Source organism: Hoyosella subflava DQS3-9A1, from assembly GCF_000214175.1.
GTDB classification, from domain to species: domain Bacteria; phylum Actinomycetota; class Actinomycetes; order Mycobacteriales; family Mycobacteriaceae; genus Hoyosella; species Hoyosella subflava.
In genome coordinates this window covers 4,248,119-4,268,010 of sequence record NC_015564.1, presented here as the reverse complement: position 1 = coordinate 4,268,010, position 19,892 = coordinate 4,248,119, and the positions used below count along the sequence as shown (strand labels likewise).

Below are 19,892 nucleotides of genomic sequence, written 5' to 3'. Positions count from 1 at the left end.
AACTACGTGAACAGTTCGCGCACCTCGTCGGAATTCACAAACGGTTCGAACTGACGCCGGACGAACCTCTCAAGCATGCCGTTTTCCGATATGAGGCTGATGATCGGGGGAGCGAACCGGAGCGCTTCCTCGATCATGTCCTGGCGGCTGACCCCGACTTCCTCGAGGATGTCCGCGAGAGTTTGGTCGGAGTACTTTTCGAAGAAGAATCCGATACCTTCGCTCACGATCGCTTTGAAGTAGGACGTCTTGCGGAAATCGCGCCAGAATTCGAACGCGAGAATTAGGAAGTCTTCGATATCTTCCGAGGTGATGGCAGAGCCCAGCGAACTCAGTGAACTGTGAGCGTGCTCGTCCCAGAGTTCCATCGCCGCCGCAACGATAGATTCAGGTGTCTCCTCATCGCTGAGGCTATGACTGTGCGCGACGAGGTAGTGAGTGATCCGCTCCGTCACTTCCCGAAAACGCACGTCGACGATGTGAGGCAGCGAAGGCGCGAGTCGGCTGCTGAGTGACCCGGTCAGACGAAGCAGCGTCCCGACGCCGGGGATAGTGTCCGCGAGAGCTCTGTTCCGGCGCAGCGAGTCGACAGCCACGTGGTAGACAAACCATGCTGCCAGCTGGGCGCTGACTGGGCTGTGATAAACCCGGTCGACCACGCGGTGGAAAGCAGGCATCGTGGCGATCTTCTCGGAGAGTTCCGCGACGCTGTCCTCTGGCACCACGTCACTGAGCTCCTCGCCCACTTGCCTGAGCGTCCGGATATGGACACGATGCGCGATTTCACCCGCGAGTTCGGGGATCGCCCCAGCGATGCGCCAGTCGCTCGCGTACTTTAACGCCACCGCCACGACCTGCTCCTGCGTGACGACATCACCGAGGGTGAGTCGCCGCGCCGACTCCAGTCCATAGTCAACCTCGCGCTCCACGAGAGCGACGAAACTGTCGTCTGATAGTTCAGTCATCACATATTTCGTGAGCGCGTCGAGGAGCTTAGCCTGTTCGCTGGATCCGGTTGGTCCTGATTCTGCGGGGTTCACGCTTGTCAGGATAGAAGCGTCACGGCCGTACGTCTTGCTGGGATTCCGCTGAGAATCAGGGCCCTCGCTGCGGAGGCTGCCAATCTGCGGGCACAATCGGGGCTGTGTGCCCTCCGTCAGCCCGTCCGCCGCGCCGCGTCTCAGTCGCGCGTAACCGCTCGTCGGCGGTCGCGTTGCTGCTTGCCGCCGTGCTCGGCGCGACGGCGCTGATCGGGTGTGAGGCGCCCCCGGCGCGGCCAGATGCGCTGGATACGCTGCGGGCTTTCACCGATGCGCTTTCCGAGGGCGACGCCGCGCTCGCCGCGGGTTACACGGACAGTCCCGAGCGGGCGCGGGACGACATCGACCGGGTTTTCACCGCGCTTAACCGGGACGGGGCGGAGTTCGTGGTGCAGGCCCTCACCGTCGGAGGTTCGGCGGGGCGCAACGGCGCGGACTTCACCCTCGGAGCCGTCTGGAATCTCGGTGGGAGCGCGTACGGGCCCCGCGAATGGGTGTTCTCCACCAACGGCACCGCTGTGCGTGAGGGGCAGAACTGGCAAATAGCGTGGCGCCCGGACATTCTTGTGCCAGGGCTGCAGGAGGGCGAACAAGTTCGCTTCCGGCCGCAACCGCCCGACCCGCCCGAGATCCGTGACAGGGCTGGCCAGACAGTGATGGCACAGCAGACAGTGAAGATGATCACCGTGGACCCCGCGCACGTCACCAGCCCCGGCGCTGCGGCCGATGCGCTCGAGCCTTTGCTGCGGCCGTTCGATGCGAGACTCACCCGGGCGAAGATTCTCGACACGCTCTCGAGCGGGCGGGGCAATCCCGTCGCTGTTACCGCGTTGCGCGCTGACGACTATGCCGGTATTCAGGGTCAACTTGCCGCTATCCCCGGCGTGACAGTGTCGGATCAGGCTCGATTGCTGACTGCGACTCGCGCGCTTAGCTCTCCCGTTTTTGGTGTTCTTCGGGACTCGTGGGAGGAGCGACAGGAGGAGTCTGCAGGCTGGACTGTTGAACTGGTTGATGTCGGCGGATCCGCGACAGTCCTCGCGTCAGAACCGGGGATCCCACTGAGCGATGTCAAGACCGAACTCGACCTCGAAGTCCAGATGGCAGCGCAGGACGCAATCGTTGATGTGGCGGAACCGGCTGTCATCGTCGCGCTTAAACCGAGTTCGGGAGCGGTCCTCGCGGTGGCACAGAACGAGGCCGCGAACGAGTTCGGCCCGATTGCGCTCACCGGGTTGTTCCCTCCCGGCGCAGCCTTCACCGCCATCACCGCGCTGGCGGCGATGACCGAGGGGCTCATAATGCCCGACGAGACTGTCCTTTGCCCAGAGGAAGGAATCTACGAGGAACGTCGGGTCGCCAACCCTGGCGAAGAAACACCTGGTGAGGTGCCCTTCTCAAGCGCATTTGCACGGTCGTGCAATACAACGCTGGCGCAGATTGCGCTCGGATTATCCAACGAAGCGCTGCATGATATGGCGCTGCGTCTTGGAATCGGTCTCGACCTCGAAACGCCGGGTCTCACTACGCTCACGGGCAGCGTCCCATTCTCAGAATCGGGGACGGAACGCGTTGAAGCGTCGATCGGACAGGGCGATGTCCTGACGAGTCCATTCGGAATGGCGCTCGTCGCGGCCTCAATTGCTCGCGGCTCCGTCCCCGAACCAGTGCTTGTCGCGCCCACCAACGGAGCAGCACGCGATGTCTCAAGTCCGTCAGCGACGACTGAGGCCGCGGAGGGCGCGGAGGGCGTGGAAGAACTCCTGCCGCTTGATCTCGCGCTGACCAACGCGCTGAAACGCATGATGCGTGAGGTGGTCACCGAGGGGAGTGCGGCTGAATTGGGGGACTTGCCGGGGCTCATCGGCGCCGTGGGAACCGCCGAAGGCGACAAGAGCGACGAAATGCACGGCTGGTTTATTGGAATCGACGGTGACCTCGCTTTCGCGGTATTCGTCGGCGAGGCAGGAACCGCACACGCGGCTGTCGACTCAGCTGGCCGTTTTCTCAGACCGCTTCAGAACTAGCTGATGCGCTTGCTCTGCGCCGAAAGTAGAGCACCAGCTGCGCGATTCCGCGCCAGCCGATGAGCAATGCTCCCGTCACCAACGCGGCGGTGAGTACGAACGCGAGTGCGGCGCCCTCACCCGATAGCAGGCGAATGATGACCCCGCCGACCATCGTCCAAGCCCACAGAGCGATGCCCGTCGGGAAGACCGCGAGTGGGTGCGCATTTTCTAGCGCTTTCAGAACAGTGATCCAGCCAGCCGCAAGTCCCACGAGGAAAGGCAGCGAGGTACTCACGACGCCGGCCATGTTCGCTGCCTCTTCATGATGGAGACGTCCGGCGGTCGCAAACGCGACGACAGCGATGACATCAACGATGACGGCGAGGGTAACTACGCGGGCAGGGCTTTTGCTTTGCACGACCACAGCGTAATCCCAGCAGCTGCTGCTGCCCAGTCGAGCGAAACTACCGCGGTACGGCAAGCCTGGTCGGAGTGAGTCGGCCGCGCAGTGTGACCGACGTTGTGGGAAGCCAGCGCGATGATTCATACGCGTCGGCCTTCTGCAACACCTCGAATGACGCTAGAACCCGCCCAGGCCATGTCTTCGCCAGCTCTTTGAGGCGTGCGGCCTCGTTGACTGGATCTCCGATCACCGTGTATTCGAGTCGGTTACGCGCCCCCACGTTGCCGGCGACCACACGTCCAGCTGATACGCCTATTCCGAAGTTGAGCGTCGTGGTGGCGTGTATGCGGGGCCGCAGCTCTCGCGCGGTAGCCAGCGCGGCACTCGCAACGTTGGGGAGGGCGACGGGCGCACCAAAAACGGCGAGCGCGGCGTCGCCTGTGAACTTGTTCACCATTCCGCCGTGGGCATGCACGGTATCAACGATGACCTCAAAGAACTCATTCAGCATCGCGACCACTCGGTAGGGTGGCAGCGCGTCGATGCGTTTGCTCGAACCCACGAGGTCCACAAACATCACAGCCACCTCCCGCGACTCGCCGCCAAGCGACCCGCCGCGGTCCAGAACCTCCCGGACAACATCAGTACCGACACGACGCCCAAACATGTCCGATAGCTTCTCGCGTTCCGCGAGGCCATGAACCATCTGGTTGAATCCATACTGGAGGCGACCGATCTCCGACCCATCGTAGATTGGCACCGAGATGTCGTATCGGCCGCTTTTTACAGCCTCCATCGCCGCGCTGACCTGCTTAACCGGATCCGAGATCGACCGCGCCACCACCGCCATACCCAGGAACCCGACCACTATGGTGAGAATGCCGAGTATCGCGACCGCGGTCGCTGTCTGGTCGGTGTCAGGAAAGATCGACGACAAGAACCGGAAGCTCACGACCAGCACAATCCAGAAGAGTGGCAGTGCTGCCGTGACAATCCACATGGTCAGAAGTCGCATCGTGACCGAGGTAGCCGACCGGGCGTCGATGCTGACACCATGCATCGCATCCGAGATCAGTCGCCGCAGAATTCGTTCGGCGATGAAGTAGCTGATCGCGCAGCATGTGAGCCCCACCGACAGAAAAGTCAGGATCACCATCAGTGTCAGCTGGGGGCTGTTGATACGCGTGACGCTGATGGCAAACGCCACGGTGACGGCGATCCACAGTGAGGCGATCAGAGCTGTCTCACGCGCCGGAGCGCTCACGATGAGAGCGTGCTGACGCGGATTAGGCATTCCGCCCTGTTCCATCCACCGGAAGATTGGCCGTCCCGCCCAGGCAGACACCGCGACGCCGACTGCAAGGGCAAGTGGCAGTAGCGTGGAAATCAGCACAGTGTTCGAGCTGCGAATATCAGGAGTGATCACGGCATTCGCTGGATGCGGCAGAACGTAGCGGAGTAGAGCGAAACTCAGGAGAACCCCGAGGCCGTTCGTGAAAATCAGCGACGCGCAATAAGCCAGCGTGAACGGCTTGGTGAGCTGATTGAAAATCGGGACTACCGACTCGGGCAGTTCGGGCAGGCGAATCGGGCGCGTCATGACTGTTCACCTCCTGAAACCTGCCTCGAAAAGTTCAAGGGGGCGGAAAGCGCTGGTTCAGCCAGCCTTCGCTCACCGACCGAGACAATTTGCCAGTGCTGGGCTTCCTCAGGAAGCGCGGCGCTCACCGCTTCCGCAGTCGTGAGGACCCTGCTGGGGCGGGTCTTCGCGTAGTCGCTGAGTTCCGTCGCTTTAATGACCGGCGTTCCGAGCACGGTGTACTCGAAACGTTCGGCGGCGCCGATGTTTCCGGCGAGTGCGCTTCCGGAAGCGACGCCGATGCCAAAATCGAGCGCAATTCGTCCGCGGAGGGTCTCCCGCATGTGCCGCGCACAGCTCAGCGCGTGGCTGATCGCCTCGGGAACATCCAAAGGTGCCCCGAAGACGGCTATCGCGGCGTCGCCCTCGAATTTGCTGACGAACCCCTGGTGCGCGGACACTGCGTCAACCACGAGTTCGAAAAACTCGTTGAGAGCCGCAACAACGACCTCGGGTGGCTGTTCCGCCGCGAGGGTGGTCGAGCCGGTAAGGTCGATGAACAGGACCGACACCTTCCGCAATGCTCCGCCGCGGACGTTCCCCTGTTCAATGGCAGCGCGCGCTACCTCCTCCCCAACATGTTTGCTGAACAGGTCAGATAGGCGTTCCCGCTCGGCGAGCCCCTTCACCATGCTGTTGAAGCCTGCCTGTAGCTGGCCGATTTCGGAGCCATCGTAGACAGAGACACGCGCGCTAAGGTCGCCACCCTCGACTCCGCGCATGGCGTCGCTAACCTGCTGCAGCGGGTCTGAGATGGAACGAGCGACGATAACAATGCCGACGAACCCGATGAGCATGGCCAGAACGGAGAGGACGAGGACGGCGGTGTCCATTTCGGTCGCCGCAGGTCCTGCATGATCCGTGATCTGGGAGAGAGAGATGAGAACCACGCCCAAGGCCGGTACCGCGGTTGTCAGCCCCCAAATCAGCAGAACACGAATACCCACACCAGGTGCGATCTGCTGTGCGGGGAAGCGCACAGACATGGCCACGGCGGTGAGCGGCCGTAACATGCGCTCGCCGATGATGTAGCCGAGGGTGACAGATACCGCTCCCACCATCGCGGTGGTGATGACGATAAGTACCAGGAGTTCGGTTGACTGCGCGGCGAGGTTGACGATTACGAAACCGAAGGTCGCCACGATCCAGGCGCCCGCTTCGATGAGGACCTGCCGCTTCGTCTGTCCGAGCGCGACGTGTGCCTCGTACGAGCGGGGTGTGCCGCCGCGCGCTAGCCATTCGAGGTTCGGCCATGAATATCGCAAATGGAGGCCCGCGAAGCACGCGGCGGAAACCGGGACCGCGATCAGGAACCAGCCGACATTGCGTTCCCACACACCCTCGGGATCCTCGAGTACGGGTATGGGAATAACGGCACCGATGAGAATCAGGGCCGTCATCGCAGCGATCAGGTTGATCATCAGGATGCTGAGAATGTAGGTCAGCACGATAGGGTGCGCTAATTGCCGAAGCACATCCCATGGATTCATCGTGGCGTCGCTCTTCTGGATCTACTGACGGGCATCCGGGCCCGGTGGAGATTGCTGGTCGTCGCCTGGCGGTGGCTGATCGTGCTGCTCGCGATCATCCTGCGTGTCTTCTGCATGGAAAATGTCGCCCTCAGCGAATTCACGGTCGAGTTCAGCGTCATCCGCCTGTCTTGCGCGGAACAAGAAGAAGAATACGATCCAGCCTACGATATTAACCAGGACAAGGCTGACAAGTCGGTAAACGAATACCGTCGCAAGCGCTTGTGAAGCAGGCAGGCCCGCCGAGATGGTGAGAGTAAGCATCAGCGTCGCGTCGACGGTGCCCAAGCCGCCCGGCGCTAATGGGAACGACGCGACAGCTTTGCTCGCAGCGAAAGCGATTAGGATTCCCGAGATGCGCGGCTCCGCGCCGACCGCATAGGCAGCAAGACCGAGGCACGCCACATCCGAGCTCCGGTGCACGGCGGACCACCAGAAGGTCTTCAATGCATCCCAGCGATTCATCTGAACCGCTTCGATCTGCTGAAGGACGGTATCGACGCGATGGAGCCCCTCCTGCAGCGGGCGGCGCCGGATCCGGTTGACAAATCGAAGTACCCAGCGGCCGAACTTTTCCAGCGTTTCGGGGTTCTTTGACACATAGCGACCGGCGACAGCGAGCGCGATGAGCCCCGCGAAAGACCCGATGAGCATCACGGGGCTCACCGTCGTTCCGACGACGAGCGCGCCGATCGCTGCGACCACGGCGAGCGTCGTGGTGGCGGTAACCCCCGCCATGGCCAACTGCCATGAGGCGACTACGTGATTCGCACCCCAGCGCCTCGTTTGCCGATACGTGAACGCCGCCGAGAAAACCGGGCCAGCTGGCAGCGTCAGCGTCATTGAGGTCGCGGCGTAGACGACCGCAACAGATCTTCGCTGGGTAACCTCGACGCCGCCAGAGTGCAGCAGGGTTTTCTGGACCCAGCCGAAGCCTGTCATCGACAGCGCCATCGCCGAGAGCGAGGCGATGAACCACCCGATGTGGAGCTCACGGAGAGCGCGGAAGGAGTCAGCGAATGTGGGCCAGAGAATGACCCCCTGAAAGATCAACAGGCCAATGACGATAACCCCGCCGACGATCTTCAGCCAGCGCAGCCGCTTCTGCTTCTTCGTCCCTTTAGTCTCGCCCGAATCGCTCCGTTCTGCGCCGTTAGCAGCAGAATTTTGGTCACCAGGCATTGCCCGGGGCTGCTTCGGCGCGGACGGTGTCACGTCGCCAGAGTAACCATTGGGCCGATCTCGTGGTGCAGCGTAGGTCGTTTGTTATCGCATCTCCGCATCGATGCCGGATTCGTTCGACTCCTGATGCTCATCGTGGCCGGATGAATCCCCGTCGTGTTGCGGGTGCCGTGGCCATGCTAGTTGCGTCAGCTTGGTCCGGCCCCTCAGCGCCACCAGTTCTCCAAGCTCCCAGTGTTCCTGCTCTTCCTCTCCCGCGAAGTAGACCGTGTAACTCGACGCGAGGATACTGCCGGGCCGTGACTTCGCAAGCTCGGTAAGACGCGCTGCTTCATTGACTGGGTCGCCGATGACTGTGTATTCGAATCTCTCCTCGGATCCGATGTTGCCCGCGACAACTGTCCCGGATGAAACGCCGATACCCACGGAAATCTCTGGCATGGCTTCGAGTTCCGCGCGAAGTTCGCGGGCAGCCGAGAGCGCAGCGGTGGGGGCGTCGGCCCGGTACAGGGGAGCGCCGAAAATCGCGAGGGCCTCATCGCCGACGAACTTGTTGACGAAGCCGCCGTGACGTTTCACCACTCCGATAACAATATTGAAGAACTGATTCAACATTGCGACGACATCGGCGGGACGCTTTGTCGAAACGACCGCGGTGGACCCGACCATGTCGACGAACAGCACTGCCACAAAGCGTGTTTCACCACCGAGTTCGGTACCAAACTGTAATGCCTGCCGGGCGACGTCTTCACCAACGTGCTGACCGAATAGTTGCCGTAGCACGCGCCGTTCCGCAGAGTCAGCCATCATCTGGTTGAACCCGACCTGCAGAAGGCCGACCTCGCTGCCGTCATAGACCTCCACTTGCGCGTCGTCTCCGCGCTGAGCTTCCGTTACGGCGCGGGTCAACTGCCGCAGGGGTGTCGATACCTGGCCTGCAAGAAGAACAGTTGTCACGAGAGCAGCCAGGATCATCGCGATGGCGACAAGCAGGACCGACCATGCGAACGAACGGGGAGCGTAAGCGTGGGTCGACAGCTGTGTGAAGCTCAGAAGAGTGATGCCGATAGCCGGTACAAGCGTTCCCGAGACGAGACCGACCGCCATCCGGAGCCGCACACTGGGTGCGATACGTGGGTCGACGTTACCGTCAGACAGCGCGCGCGCAGCGACGGGCCGCATGATCCGCTCGCCGAGTAGATAAGTGAAACCGAAGGTAACGACCCCTGAGAGGGCTGCGGTCAACGCCGTGGTGGACATGAGTTCCGGCATCTCACGTCCGATGAGAATCACGAAGAGCGTGCCACCAATCAGCCACAAAGCGAGATACACGAATGACTGAATAAGCGGCCCGCGCACCGCCATTATCTGTTCTCGCCGTGTTGGTGGACCTCCGCGCACATACCAGCGGATAGCGAAGCGCAGCATCACGATTGCTGAACCGATTATCGCGACGCTGGCGAAACCGAGGTAAATCGCAAAGACCAATTCGCTGACCGGATCACGCACGATCAGCCCTGGCCCTGGCGACACCGGCAAGCCATACCGGATGAAGGTCAGGACGAACAGCGCGCCGACGCCGTTAGCGGCCAGCATTGAGACTACGTAGAACACCCACCGCGTGCTGAGTGTGCGCGAGAGCGAACCCGGAATGAGTCTCACCGCTAATACGGTACTGGCACGACGCTCGGGATTTCACACCTTGAACAATCCGCGGGACTCCAAAAGCGGATATTGACCGCGCTTCCTTGCTCGACCGGTGCCGAGCACCAAGCCGCAAGCGTGCTCATGCGCTGACCTGCCAGACCACTCCCGCTAGGGCAGCACCCCCAGCAAATGCGAGCAGGCCGACGACGATGGTGGCCACGACGTTCGCAATCGCCACTGCGGCAGCTCCATCTTCCGCGAGGCGAATCGTCTCGTACGAGAATGTTGAATAGGTGGTGAGAGCACCGCAGAAACCAGTGATTAAGAGAAGCTGTAGTTCATACGGCAGCAAGCCTGCGGTGATAGCGCCGACAAGGACGCCAAGAAGTGCGCTGCCAGCCACGTTGACGGCGAAGGTGCCCCACGGAAAGACCGAATCGTGACGTGTGGCAATCCAGCGATCAGTGAGATAGCGCAGGGGCGCTCCGACGGCAGCGCCCGCGGCTATGAGCAGCCACGTCACTGGTGAGGCTCCGTCTGGTACCGGATGAACTCAACGGGATCAACAAGGACGACGGCGTCGCTGAGAATCTCATCGAGCGCAGGAAGAAAGGCACGGACCTTGCTTTCGCTGTCGACGATCACAACGACGATCGGCAGATCTTCACTGAGCGAAAGTATCCGCGACGTATGAACGAGGGCCGACGCGCCGAACCCTTCAATCCCGCGGAAAACGCTCGCACCGGCAAGACCCGCAGCGCGAGCCCGGTGGACTACCTCGGAGTAGAGCGGCTTGTGATGCCAGGTGTCATCCTCCGCGAGGAGCACCATGACCCGAAGTGCGGAAGCGGGGTTACTTGTCATTTGCTATCCCCTCGGTCGTGAGCCTTATGACGCCAGTGCTCGCGTGATGCGCATGGCCGCCCACACTCCAGCCAGAGCTGCTACGAGTGTCAGTGATAAGTATCCCGCGGCGGCGATGCGGCGGCCGTGCTCCACGAGTTCCACTATCTCGGCGGTATAGATCGAAAACGTGGTGAAACCACCTAACACGCCGGTGCCCAGGAAAGGCCGCATCAGCCGGTGCGCTGTCCTCACTTCACTGACAAGCACAATGGTGACGCCGATCAATGCGGATCCTGTCGCATTCGCGATAAATGTGTGCCAGGGGATTGCGCCGGGCGCTGCGGGCCAGGCCAGCGTGAGCGCGTACCGCGCGAAAGCTCCGAGCGCACCGCCGAGTGCCACGATCCCGAGGACATCCCACTGCCCACGAAACATGGATGCACGACGGGGGTGTCGGGGCATGTTACGGCCGTTGCGCCAGCTCTTCGCGGGAACCACCGGCCGCCAAAGTTTCCGACGTCAAGCGTGGCGCGCCGGTGCTGCCCGGCCGCAGTTCGTCCTCGAGTTCGTGTTCTTGCAGGCCGATCTTGCGCTGTATCCGTTTCATCCATTCTGGCGCCCACCAGCAGTCCTCACCCAGCAGGCGCATGACGGACGGCACGAGAAGCATCCGGATGACCGTGGCGTCGATGATGAGCGCTGCGATCATGCCGAACGCGATGTACTTCATCATTGCGATCTCAGAAAAGCCGAACGCTCCAGTTACCACAATCAGGATGAGCGCTGCGGCAGTGATGATGTGACCTGTTTGCGCGGTGCCCATTCTGATGGCCTCGCTTGTGCTCGCACCCTTGGCGCGCGCCTCGACCATGCGTGAGACGAGGAAGATCTCGTAGTCAGTCGACAAGCCGTAGATGATCGCCACGATCAGGACGACTACTGCAGCCATGAGCGGTCCAGGTGTGAAGTTCAGCAGTGACGCTCCGTGGCCGTCGATAAAAATCCACGTCAGGATGCCGAGCGTGGAACCAAGGCTGAGAGCGGTCATGACGACGGCCTTGATGGGCAGTGTGAGCGAGCCGAAGGCAAGGAACATCAGCAGTGTCGTGATCAGGACAACCACGACAGCCATCAGCGGCATCATCGTGACCATCGCATCGATACTGTCACGCTCGATAGCGGGACCGCCGCCTACCAGCACCTCAGTACCGTCTGGCACGTCGATCGCTCTCAGACCGCCGATCGCGTCCCCCGCCGTCGCCTCGTCAACCAGGCCCGCGGAAAGCACGACGACATTCTGAGCCCGGCTCTCGAGCTCAAATGCTCCGGTGAAGCCAGGAACCTCATTCGCCTGGCGGAGTACGTCACCAGTTGCGGAGATGTCCCCGGTGATCACGACCTTGATTGGCTTCGTGCGGAACGTGGGAAACAGCTCATCGAATTGCTGCTGCGCGATGCGCGTCTCGTTATCCGGGGGCAGGTAGTTCTCGGACATGCCGCCGAACTGAATGTTGCCGAATGGGATCACCAGAAGCAGCAGACCGATGGTGACAGGGACGGCAACCCGGAGTGGCCGCTTGATCGACCAGCCCGCGATACGCCCCCAGAAGGTGTGCTGCATCTCGGCGGCGGGCTTGGTCGGCCGAAGTTTCGCGAAGCCCAGCGCGTCGACCTTGCGGCCAAGAATGCTCAGGAGTGCGGGGAGGACCGTCACCGCGAGAAGCGCCGCGATCGATACGGCGGCGATCGCGCCGTATGCCACCGACTTCAGGAAGCCTTGCGGGAACACCAGCAGACCACCAAGGCTGATCGCGATGATCGTTGCTGAGAATACAACGGTGCGTCCCGCGGTCGCGACAGTTCTTCGCACCGCGTCGGGCACATCGTAGCCCTCGGCGAGTTCCTCCCGGAATCTGCTGACGACGAAAAGGCCATAATCTATCGCCAGCCCGAGGCCGATGAGGGAGATCACCGACTGCGCGAATACGTTCACTTCGACGACGCCCGTGAGCAGCCGAGTGACCCCCCACGCGCCGCCTACCGTAAGAACGCCGATGATCACCGGGAGGGCGGCGGCCACGACACCGCGGAAAATGAAGAACAGAAGGACCGCCACCGCTGGAAGCGCGATCAGTTCCATTCGCTTGATGTCGTCTTCCATCCCCTGACTGAGCGCGTTCGCAACCGGCTGTAGCCCCGCGAGCTGCAAGCTACTGTCGTTCGCGTCGAACTGCGACTTGATGGTCTGGAAGTTGGCGAGCACCTCGGTATCGTTCTCGCCGAGCAGTCCTATGCTTGCGATCGCATGCTGGCGATCAGGCGTTGCCAGCATGTGCAGGGCATCTGAATCCCAGTAGCTGCGCACGAAGTCGACTTCGCTGGGGTTGTCGTCGCGGATCTGCGTGAGAAGCTGACGCGCTTCCGACGCGAATTCGGGGTCGTCGACCGTGAACCCGTCAGGCGCGGTAAAGAGTACGACGACGTCCCCGGCATTATCCCGTCCGAACGCATCTTTGACGATGCGTTCAGCGGCAACCGATTCGCTGCCCGGGTCGTCCCACCCGCTCTGGCTGAGACGGTCACCGAGTCCGAGACCGAAAGCACCCGCGGCGGCCAGGATAGCGACCAAGAGAGCAAGCACGGTGAAACGCGCTCGATAGACGAAGCGTCCCAACGTCGCGAACAATCTGTTCTCCTCACGTATCAGCGCACGACTAGACCGGCGGTGCGCGCACCGCAATCAACAGTGGCAGAAAGTTGGGACCGTGTCAGCGCAGGGTGAGCAACGCCGCAAGCGGACGGAACGGCTGCAGCCATGCGCCTTCCTCAGGCAGCGAGTCGAGGCTGACTCGCGGCAGTGGCTCCCGGAAGACGCCAGGGATCTCTTCAAGGTCGACGAAATCGAGGGTCGTTGACGAGACTGCCCAGCTGGCGTGCTCCCTGAACCCGATCACCTGGACCGGCACCTGGGCCGCCGCGAGTTCCTCGAGTGGTTCACGGAACGCCTGGCCATCCGCGGAGGCAACCATTACCCCAGCGAGGCCATCCCCGGTGTGACGGTGCTCGATGTGGCTGAGCATGTCGGAGTCGACATCACTGTCTTCGTCGATCTTGGGCTTGGCGAAAACAGCGAAACCGACGTTCCGCAGTGCCTCGACCCACGGGCGAACAACGTCGGCACTGCCGGGCGCGATGTTGGTGAAGACGGTGGCTTCAGGCTCGAGGCTGCCAGGCGCAAGTCCTCGCGTCTGCTCGATCTCCGCCGTGCGCTGTAACAACCACCGGCCCAGCGCATCGAAGCGGGGGCGGTAGGCAGCAGTTGGGCGGCCGCCAAGAATAGCGCCGAGACCCATATCGAGATTCGGGGCATCCCACACGAGGAGCACCCGCGACCGTCGGCCGCTGATGCTGGGGACATCGAATGCGTCCCGATCCGTTGTCTCAGGTATTTCCTGGCTGACGCTCATCCCGTGATTCTCCCCCATGCGAGGTCAGTAATCGCGCTACCGACGCGCGCGGCCCGGCCCTCAAACTTAGTTTCGGGACGATTGCGGCTGATGGGCCACGGCCACGTGACCGGGCCCAGCATCGGTTCCGAATTCCCGGATTCTTCGATGAACTCAGCGTACTCGGCATGATCGGTTGCAACATGCAGAATCCCCTGAGGTGCTAAACGTGTAGCGATGAGATGAAACATCTCAGGTTTGAGGAGACGCCGCTTATGGTGGCGTTTCTTGGGCCAGGGATCGGGAAAGTAGACACGCACACCCGTCAGTGAAGTGGGCGCGATCATCTTCTCAAAGATCTCCACCGCGTCACCCCGCACCACGCGAATGTTGGTGATCCCGTTCTCCTCGATTAACTGAAGCAGCTTCGCCAGCCCAGGTTTGTAAACGTCGATCGCGATGAGGTTGACGTCAGGTTCGGCCAGCGCCATCTCGGCTGTCGCGGTGCCCATCCCGCAACCGATCTCCACGACGGTGGGCGCCTCGCGGCCGAACCAGGCGTCGACATCGATCGGTTCGTCACCGGCATTCCGGCCGAATGTGTCCCACATACGGTCCCATGCGTCCTGGCGGGACGGCTTGAGCACACCCGTGCGAGTGCGGTAGCTCGTCACACGGGGAAACAGCCGGGAGGCCTCCCGTCCGCCGTTAACTTCGTCGGCATCGTCGGGTCCGGTGTCACGTTCAGGGTCGCTCAGCACCTGTCTATGGTCCACGATTCTTCCTCGTCGTCATAGTTGAGGTGGCCCGACGCCGCTCGCGATGTGCGCAGAACAGCGTTGAAGTGCGACAATTCCGGCGGGGCGAGGCGGGGAGGGGAGTTTCTCACGTGGGCGAAGACACGTATCGCGTGGTCATAGCGGGCTGCGCTGGATCTGGGGTCTCCACCCTGGCGAATTACCTCGGCGAGACGCTCACCGGGGTTGAGATCCGGGAAGTCACGATCGGCATTGGGACGCCCTGCGCGCCTGTGCAGGCGGATGCGATCGTCTACGTATCCACAGCGTATCCGCGCGAGGAAGACCGCCGCGCGGTTTCCGGTCTCCGCGAAGGAGGACGTGACGGCCGAGCAAAACCCAGGTTGCTGGGTGTGCTCGCTCGCGCGGACCTACTTGAGTGGACCCCAGGAAGTCCGCAGGCAGTTTCCGCTGCGGCGGCGCGTCCTCACGCCGATTTGGCCGGGCTTGCTCTCACAATAGGGGTGGTTCCCGTGAGTGCATTGCTAGCGCGGGCGTCGCGGTCGCTCACCATGTCCGACATGGAGTCGCTGCGCCGCATGGCTAGCTCGCGAGCTGATCAGGGCCGCGCGCGGCTGGGTGAGGTCTGGTGGTACTCCGCTGGACTTTTCACGGAGCGGGCGGTTTCGATCGAGCGCAGCCAGCGTGAACGGCTGCTAGGGCTGCTGGATCTGCCAGGAATCGGTCTGGCGGTGAGTGCACTGCGGGACAGCCCCGAGATGACGCTCGACGAGATGGGGGAGCTGATGCGCGAAACTAGCGGTATCGCCGTGATCGATACCTGGGTGCGCGATTCGCTTTGGGACGCGGCTGCCGCGCGAGCTGGTGGTGCCCGAATTTCGCTAGAACGACGCATCGTGCAGGAATTAGCAGCTGGACGCGGTCGGGCTGCCGCCGGAATCCGGATGTTGCGCCGTTCTGCACTGCTTGGCGTGCCCTGGGCCGCGGAACGAGTGGCCGCTGGTGCGATAACCCGTAGCAGCGTTCTCGAGTGGGCGGCTGTTGCGCGCCGGGAGGCGGCAAGCGCCCGGACATCACATCAGGCGCACGCGGCGCTGGCACGCTACCGGCATCTCTTGGCGGTAGCGGAGAACATCATGACCGATGGAGATGCAGCGTGAGCCCGCATGACACTGCGCGCGCGGTCCAGAGTCGGCATGCCGCACGGATCCTGTGTGATGACATGCTGCGCACCCTAGAGCGGCACGAGCCTGCGGCTGCGGCCCGCTTGTCGGGACGGAGTAAGGTCCGAACGCCCCGCGGCCAGGACGTGATAGACGTCGTTATCACCGGACGTGAGAATGCCGGAAAGAGTGCGCTCGTCGACGCGCTCAATGCGGTAGCCCCACGGGGGCCAATGTCCTTTCGTGAATGGACAGAAGAAGACGGCGATGGGGTTCAGCTCCCAGTCGTCGTCATGGTTTTTGATGCCGCTGGATCGATGGGCAGCACGGAGTTGGCTGAACTGCGCCGACTCAACGCGAACGTCGACAGAGTGGTTTTCGCGATCACGAAGACCGACATGCATCAGAACTGGCGGCAAGTGCGCGACCGCGACGCTCAGTTGCTGGCTATTCACACACCGCGCTTTACGGCGGTGGAGATCCACCCCATCGCGACCCCGCTCGTCCAGGCTTCCAACGATCGCCGCGACACGGACCCAGATGCAGCGCGTGCCCTGGCCGAGTCGGCGGGAATCGAAGCCTTGTACGAGGCGATCCGAGCGGAGCTCCCCGCCCCTGGCGCCGACTACGTCGCACGGAACCTGCTCTGGTCGGTGACGGGCGCCCTGCAGGAAGCTCGCGCGCACCGGCAGCGGCTCAGCCGTGAAGTGCAGAACAATCCTGAGATCAACCGCCTGCACCGGGTGCGCGCCGAACTACTCCGAAACCGGGGCGCTGGCCGGAGTGAGGAACTTGGGAGCCTCCGGTCGGATGTGCAACTCGCTCGCGTTGAACTCGGACACGATGTCGCCGAGTGGGCGCGCGCCACCTCGGCCGCGACGCGAGCGGAAATCGACGCGCTCGGAGGAAGCGCGATTGAGAGCTACCCTGCGCGTGTCCGTTCGCTGGTCAGGGCCGGTCTTTCCGAGAATGATCAGCGGGTCGGCGACCGTATCGATGCGCTCTGGTCGGCCCGGTCTATCTCGCAGCCCGCAGCGGAGCCCGCTGCGGAGGAGTCCGATACATCGGACGCCGCCAGTTCCAGGGTTGCCAGTTCCGGCGCTGCGCTGCCCGCAGCGCCGCGCAGAGGTGCGGAAGACTACGTCATGGTGCTGATCGGTGCCTCCGTCGGAGTGGGGCTCGGCAGGCTTGTGGTGTCGCCGCTGTCTCTCGTCCCTGTTCTCGAAATCTTGACGATCCCGCTGACTCTGCTACTTGGCGGTGCAGTCGCTGTGTGGATGATGCGGATAAGGAGGCAGATCGCAGCGCGAACGCGCCTCCGCGAATGGACTACCGAGCAGCTTCTCGACGCGCGAGGAAAGATGGAGCGCTCGGTAGGCACGCGCATCGTCAATGCGGAACAGCAGCTTGCCGCCGCGATTGGGGGGCGCTTCGATGAGAAAGTAGCGGCGACGGACAGCGACGTCCGTCAGATCGAAGTGGAGCTGCGGGAGCTCACGAATCACAGGGATCGTGAACTCGCCACACTCGCTACTGAGGCGAGTCATATTTCTGAGGCGATGGATCGTGGTTTGCGCTTTCTTGAAGACGCGCGCCCTGCGGCTGACTGATTCCGCCTGACTCCGGCTGATTCCGCCGCCACTGGAACCGGTGCGGCACGGAACGCGTCATACCTCGGTAGGTGTGCCGCGCAACAAGCGGTGATCAGGGCAGGAGTGTAGTGATGTGGACACCGGATGAACTGGGCGGCGCGGAGTGCCTGGGTGCGCTCGTAGACGGAACTTCCCTGGAGCTTTGCAGGTCGGAGCTGCTGAATCCCACGATCGACATGACCGGTGACGGCGTTTTCGATAGTGGCCGCATGGTGGAAAGCGATACTGTATTCCTCGCGACAGACCGCACCGGTGACGGGTTTGCAGACACAGTGACCCGAATCGGGCCAGATGGCACCTACGAAGTGTGGCAGGTATCAGAATCCGCAGCTAGCGGTAGTGCGCAGTGGCGGCTCGACGACGGCGGGCTGCTAGCCTAGGAGTGTGATACAGCGGTCCGCGTCGATCATCCGGACTCCGGGTGGGGCTGCGGTGCGCAGGTACCGTCGGGCGGCCCCTACCCGGGCACGTTCTGAATCGGTCCTGTGCGGTATCCAACAAGGCCGGCGCCGCATGACCCCACGCGTTAGCGCTAATCTCTTATTCAGGACACCTGGTGCTTGTGTTTTCGTTGCCCCGAATTCGGTTAGGGTTTGGGAACGAGCACAGCGTGAGCACCAATTGAGTGGATCCGGTCAGGTTCGCTTTCTGTTCGCCCGAGAAGGCGAGCACGCGGCCGGTTCCCATACCAGGAGAGGCTGATGACAGCAGCGACCATTCCAGGGCTGAACGGAACGGACGACACGGTCCCCACGAAGCATGCAGAACTTCTCGCTTGGGTGCAGGAAGTCGCTGAACTCACCCAGCCAGACCGTGTCGTGTTTGCCGACGGATCCGACGCTGAGTTCGAGCGCCTGTCGAACCAGCTTGTTGAGGCTGGCACGTTCATTCGCCTGAACGAGGAGAAGAAACCGCACTCGTTCCTTGCGCAGTCGGACCCCTCCGACGTTGCTCGTGTGGAGTCTCGGACGTTCATATGCAGTGAGCGTGAAGAAGACGCAGGCCCCACCAACAACTGGATGGCGCCTGACAAGATGCGCTCGCTCATGAACGAGCTCTATCGCGGCTGCATGCGTGGGCGCACCATGTATGTGGTGCCGTTCTGCATGGGTCCGCTTGGTGCTGAACAGCCAAAGCTTGGCGTCGAGATCACCGACTCGGAGTACGTTGTGGTGTCCATGCGCGTCATGACCCGCATGGGGCAGGCAGCCCTCGACAAGATGGGCACCGACATGCCCTTCGTCAAAGCCCTCCACTCGGTAGGTGCCCCGCTCGAGCCTGGTCAGAACGATGTGCCGTGGCCGTGCAACGACACGAAGTACATCACGCATTTCCCGGAGACCCGTGAGATCTGGAGCTTCGGCTCAGGTTATGGCGGCAATGCGCTCCTGGGTAAGAAGTGCTACTCGCTGCGTATCGCCTCGGCGATGGCCCACGACGAGGGCTGGCTGGCCGAGCACATGCTCATCCTGAAGCTGATCTCTCCGGAAGACAAGGTCTACTACATCGCGGCGGCATTCCCGAGCGCGTGCGGCAAGACAAACCTCGCGATGATCCATCCCACAGTTCCAGGCTGGCGCGCTGAGACTCTCGGTGATGACATCGCGTGGATGCGGTTCGGTGAGGATGGCCGCCTGTACGCCGTCAATCCTGAGTTCGGATTCTTCGGGGTAGCACCGGGCACGAACTGGAGCTCGAACCCTACCGCGATGAGGACCATCGAGGCAGGCAACACCGTCTTCACCAATGTCGCGCTGACTGACGACGGCGATGTGTGGTGGGAAGCCCTGGAAAACCAGCCCGATCACCTCACGGACTGGCTTGGCCAGCCATGGACACCGGATTCGGGCAGGAAAGCGGCACACCCGAACTCCCGGTATTGCACGCCGATGTCGCAGTGCCCGACTCTCGCGCCAGAGTGGGATGACCCACAGGGTGTTCCGATCTCTGCAATCCTCTTCGGTGGCCGCCGCAAGTCGACGGTGCCGCTGGTGAACCAGGCCTTCAATTGGCAGCATGGCACCTTCATGGGCGCCACGATGTCGAGCGAGCAGACCGCTGCGGCAGAAGGCAAGGTTGGTTCCGTTCGCCGCGACCCGATGGCGATGATTCCATTCCTCGGCTACAACGTGGGCGACTACCTGCAGCACTGGATCGACGTGGGAAAGAACGCCGACGAGGCGAAGCTGCCGAAGATCTTCTACGTGAACTGGTTCCGACGCGGTGACGACAAGCGGTTCTTGTGGCCAGGTTTCGGCGAGAACAGCCGGGTCCTGAAATGGATCGTCGAGCGGATTGAGGGGACGGCCGACGCGCAATCGACCCCGATTGGCTACGTCCCGTCAGCCAGTGATCTCGACCTCGACGGGCTCGATGTTGACCCCAATGACGTTGATGAAGCGCTCGCGGTCAACAGCAAGGACTGGCAGGCCGAGATTCCGCTGATCGAGGAGTGGCTGGAGTTCGTCGGCGACAAGTTGCCGAGCGGCATCCGCGACGAGTTCGAGGCGCTGAAGAACCGTCTAGACAGCTGAGCGCTCAGGGCACCTCGGCCGCCGAGCACAACCTCATAAGAAGC

16 protein-coding genes and 1 pseudogene are annotated in these 19,892 nt (G+C 62.3%); 5 read left to right on the top strand and 12 right to left on the bottom strand.

All coding sequences use genetic code 11. The features are described 5' to 3' along the window. Positions 1 to 2: 2 nt before the first annotated feature. Positions 3 to 1,040 carry a hypothetical protein gene (locus AS9A_RS19835; RefSeq protein WP_013808930.1) on the bottom strand — a complete coding sequence of 346 codons (1,038 nt, stop codon included), beginning with the start codon at positions 1,038 to 1,040 and terminating at the stop codon, positions 3 to 5. Between the two features lie 104 nt (positions 1,041 to 1,144). Between AS9A_RS19835 and AS9A_RS19830 the strand changes: the two genes are divergently transcribed. Then, positions 1,145 to 3,067: a penicillin-binding transpeptidase domain-containing protein gene (locus AS9A_RS19830; RefSeq protein ID WP_049793800.1), complete on the top strand. Its 1,923-nt coding sequence runs from the start codon at positions 1,145 to 1,147 to the stop codon at positions 3,065 to 3,067. On the opposite strand, the gene AS9A_RS19825 is transcribed toward AS9A_RS19830, so the two are convergent. The 11 genes and pseudogenes from AS9A_RS19825 to trmB form a co-directional block, all read right to left on the bottom strand. Beyond that, positions 3,048 to 3,467, bottom strand: coding sequence for a DUF3054 domain-containing protein (locus AS9A_RS19825; RefSeq protein WP_041452273.1), 420 nt, complete (start codon positions 3,465 to 3,467; stop codon positions 3,048 to 3,050). The two genes, AS9A_RS19830 and AS9A_RS19825, sit on opposite strands and share 20 nt — an antisense overlap. Before the next feature lie 46 nt (positions 3,468 to 3,513). Beyond that, positions 3,514 to 5,052 (bottom strand): adenylate/guanylate cyclase domain-containing protein, encoded by a 1,539-nt coding sequence (locus AS9A_RS19820; RefSeq protein ID WP_013808927.1) that lies wholly within the window; start codon positions 5,050 to 5,052, stop codon positions 3,514 to 3,516. Next, positions 5,049 to 6,581: an adenylate/guanylate cyclase domain-containing protein gene (locus AS9A_RS19815; RefSeq protein WP_083826614.1), complete on the bottom strand. Its 1,533-nt coding sequence runs from the start codon at positions 6,579 to 6,581 to the stop codon at positions 5,049 to 5,051. Before AS9A_RS19815 ends, AS9A_RS19820 begins: the two co-directional genes overlap by 4 nt. Positions 6,582 to 6,602: 21 nt before the next feature. Further along, positions 6,603 to 7,835, bottom strand: coding sequence for a lysylphosphatidylglycerol synthase transmembrane domain-containing protein (locus AS9A_RS19810; protein WP_013808925.1), 1,233 nt, complete (start codon positions 7,833 to 7,835; stop codon positions 6,603 to 6,605). A 51-nt stretch (positions 7,836 to 7,886) separates the two neighbouring features. Next, positions 7,887 to 9,398 carry an adenylate/guanylate cyclase domain-containing protein gene (locus AS9A_RS19805; protein ID WP_013808924.1) on the bottom strand — a complete coding sequence of 504 codons (1,512 nt, stop codon included), beginning with the start codon at positions 9,396 to 9,398 and terminating at the stop codon, positions 7,887 to 7,889. A 190-nt stretch (positions 9,399 to 9,588) separates the two neighbouring features. Then, on the bottom strand, positions 9,589 to 9,972 hold the full coding sequence (gene crcB / locus AS9A_RS19800) for a fluoride efflux transporter CrcB (protein ID WP_013808923.1): 384 nt from the start codon (positions 9,970 to 9,972) through the stop codon (positions 9,589 to 9,591). Beyond that, the gene (locus AS9A_RS19795) at positions 9,969 to 10,313 is read right to left on the bottom strand and encodes a DUF190 domain-containing protein (RefSeq protein WP_013808922.1); all 345 of its coding nucleotides are present in this window, start codon (positions 10,311 to 10,313) and stop codon (positions 9,969 to 9,971) included. The genes crcB and AS9A_RS19795 overlap by 4 nt, the downstream gene beginning before the upstream one ends. Before the next feature lie 24 nt (positions 10,314 to 10,337). Continuing rightward, entirely contained in the window at positions 10,338 to 10,757 is a 420-nt protein-coding gene (locus tag AS9A_RS19790) for a fluoride efflux transporter FluC (protein WP_041451240.1), read from the bottom strand. 78 nt (positions 10,758 to 10,835) lie between these two features. Beyond that, a pseudogene (locus AS9A_RS19785) lies at positions 10,836 to 12,981 on the bottom strand (MMPL family transporter); the annotation flags it as partial. Between the two features lie 82 nt (positions 12,982 to 13,063). Further along, on the bottom strand, positions 13,064 to 13,762 hold the full coding sequence (locus tag AS9A_RS19780; protein ID WP_013808919.1) for an NYN domain-containing protein: 699 nt from the start codon (positions 13,760 to 13,762) through the stop codon (positions 13,064 to 13,066). Then, positions 13,759 to 14,517 carry a tRNA (guanosine(46)-N7)-methyltransferase TrmB gene (gene trmB / locus AS9A_RS19775; RefSeq protein WP_013808918.1) on the bottom strand — a complete coding sequence of 253 codons (759 nt, stop codon included), beginning with the start codon at positions 14,515 to 14,517 and terminating at the stop codon, positions 13,759 to 13,761. The genes AS9A_RS19780 and trmB overlap by 4 nt, the downstream gene beginning before the upstream one ends. Positions 14,518 to 14,630: 113 nt before the next feature. Between trmB and AS9A_RS19770 the strand changes: the two genes are divergently transcribed. From AS9A_RS19770 to AS9A_RS19755, 4 genes are all read left to right on the top strand, one after another. Next, complete coding sequence (locus tag AS9A_RS19770; protein ID WP_013808917.1) at positions 14,631 to 15,659, top strand: hypothetical protein; 1,029 nt, start codon at positions 14,631 to 14,633, stop codon at positions 15,657 to 15,659. Further along, a complete protein-coding gene (locus AS9A_RS19765) occupies positions 15,656 to 17,272 on the top strand; it encodes a hypothetical protein (protein WP_041451239.1) in 1,617 nt (538 codons plus the stop codon). Before AS9A_RS19770 ends, AS9A_RS19765 begins: the two co-directional genes overlap by 4 nt. Positions 17,273 to 17,385: 113 nt before the next feature. Then, on the top strand, positions 17,386 to 17,694 hold the full coding sequence (locus tag AS9A_RS19760; RefSeq protein WP_013808915.1) for a DUF6802 family protein: 309 nt from the start codon (positions 17,386 to 17,388) through the stop codon (positions 17,692 to 17,694). A 321-nt stretch (positions 17,695 to 18,015) separates the two neighbouring features. Further along, positions 18,016 to 19,848 (top strand): phosphoenolpyruvate carboxykinase (GTP), encoded by a 1,833-nt coding sequence (locus AS9A_RS19755; RefSeq protein ID WP_013808913.1) that lies wholly within the window; start codon positions 18,016 to 18,018, stop codon positions 19,846 to 19,848. Positions 19,849 to 19,892: the final 44 nt, after the last annotated feature.

Excerpts from the sequence above, each read along its gene's own strand:
- AS9A_RS19815 (WP_083826614.1), bottom strand. The coding sequence starts at position 6,581 with ATGAATCCATGGGATGTGCTTCGGCAATTAGCGCACCCTATCGTGCTG.
- AS9A_RS19795 (WP_013808922.1), bottom strand. The coding sequence starts at position 10,313 with ATGACAAGTAACCCCGCTTCCGCACTTCGGGTCATGGTGCTCCTCGCG.
- AS9A_RS19790 (WP_041451240.1), bottom strand. The coding sequence starts at position 10,757 with ATGCCCCGACACCCCCGTCGTGCATCCATGTTTCGTGGGCAGTGGGAT.
- AS9A_RS19780 (WP_013808919.1), bottom strand. The coding sequence starts at position 13,762 with ATGAGCGTCAGCCAGGAAATACCTGAGACAACGGATCGGGACGCATTC.
- AS9A_RS19805 (WP_013808924.1), bottom strand. The coding sequence starts at position 9,398 with ATGCTGGCCGCTAACGGCGTCGGCGCGCTGTTCGTCCTGACCTTCATC.
- AS9A_RS19820 (WP_013808927.1), bottom strand. The coding sequence starts at position 5,052 with ATGACGCGCCCGATTCGCCTGCCCGAACTGCCCGAGTCGGTAGTCCCG.
- AS9A_RS19760 (WP_013808915.1), top strand. The coding sequence starts at position 17,386 with ATGTGGACACCGGATGAACTGGGCGGCGCGGAGTGCCTGGGTGCGCTC.
- AS9A_RS19755 (WP_013808913.1), top strand. The coding sequence starts at position 18,016 with ATGACAGCAGCGACCATTCCAGGGCTGAACGGAACGGACGACACGGTC.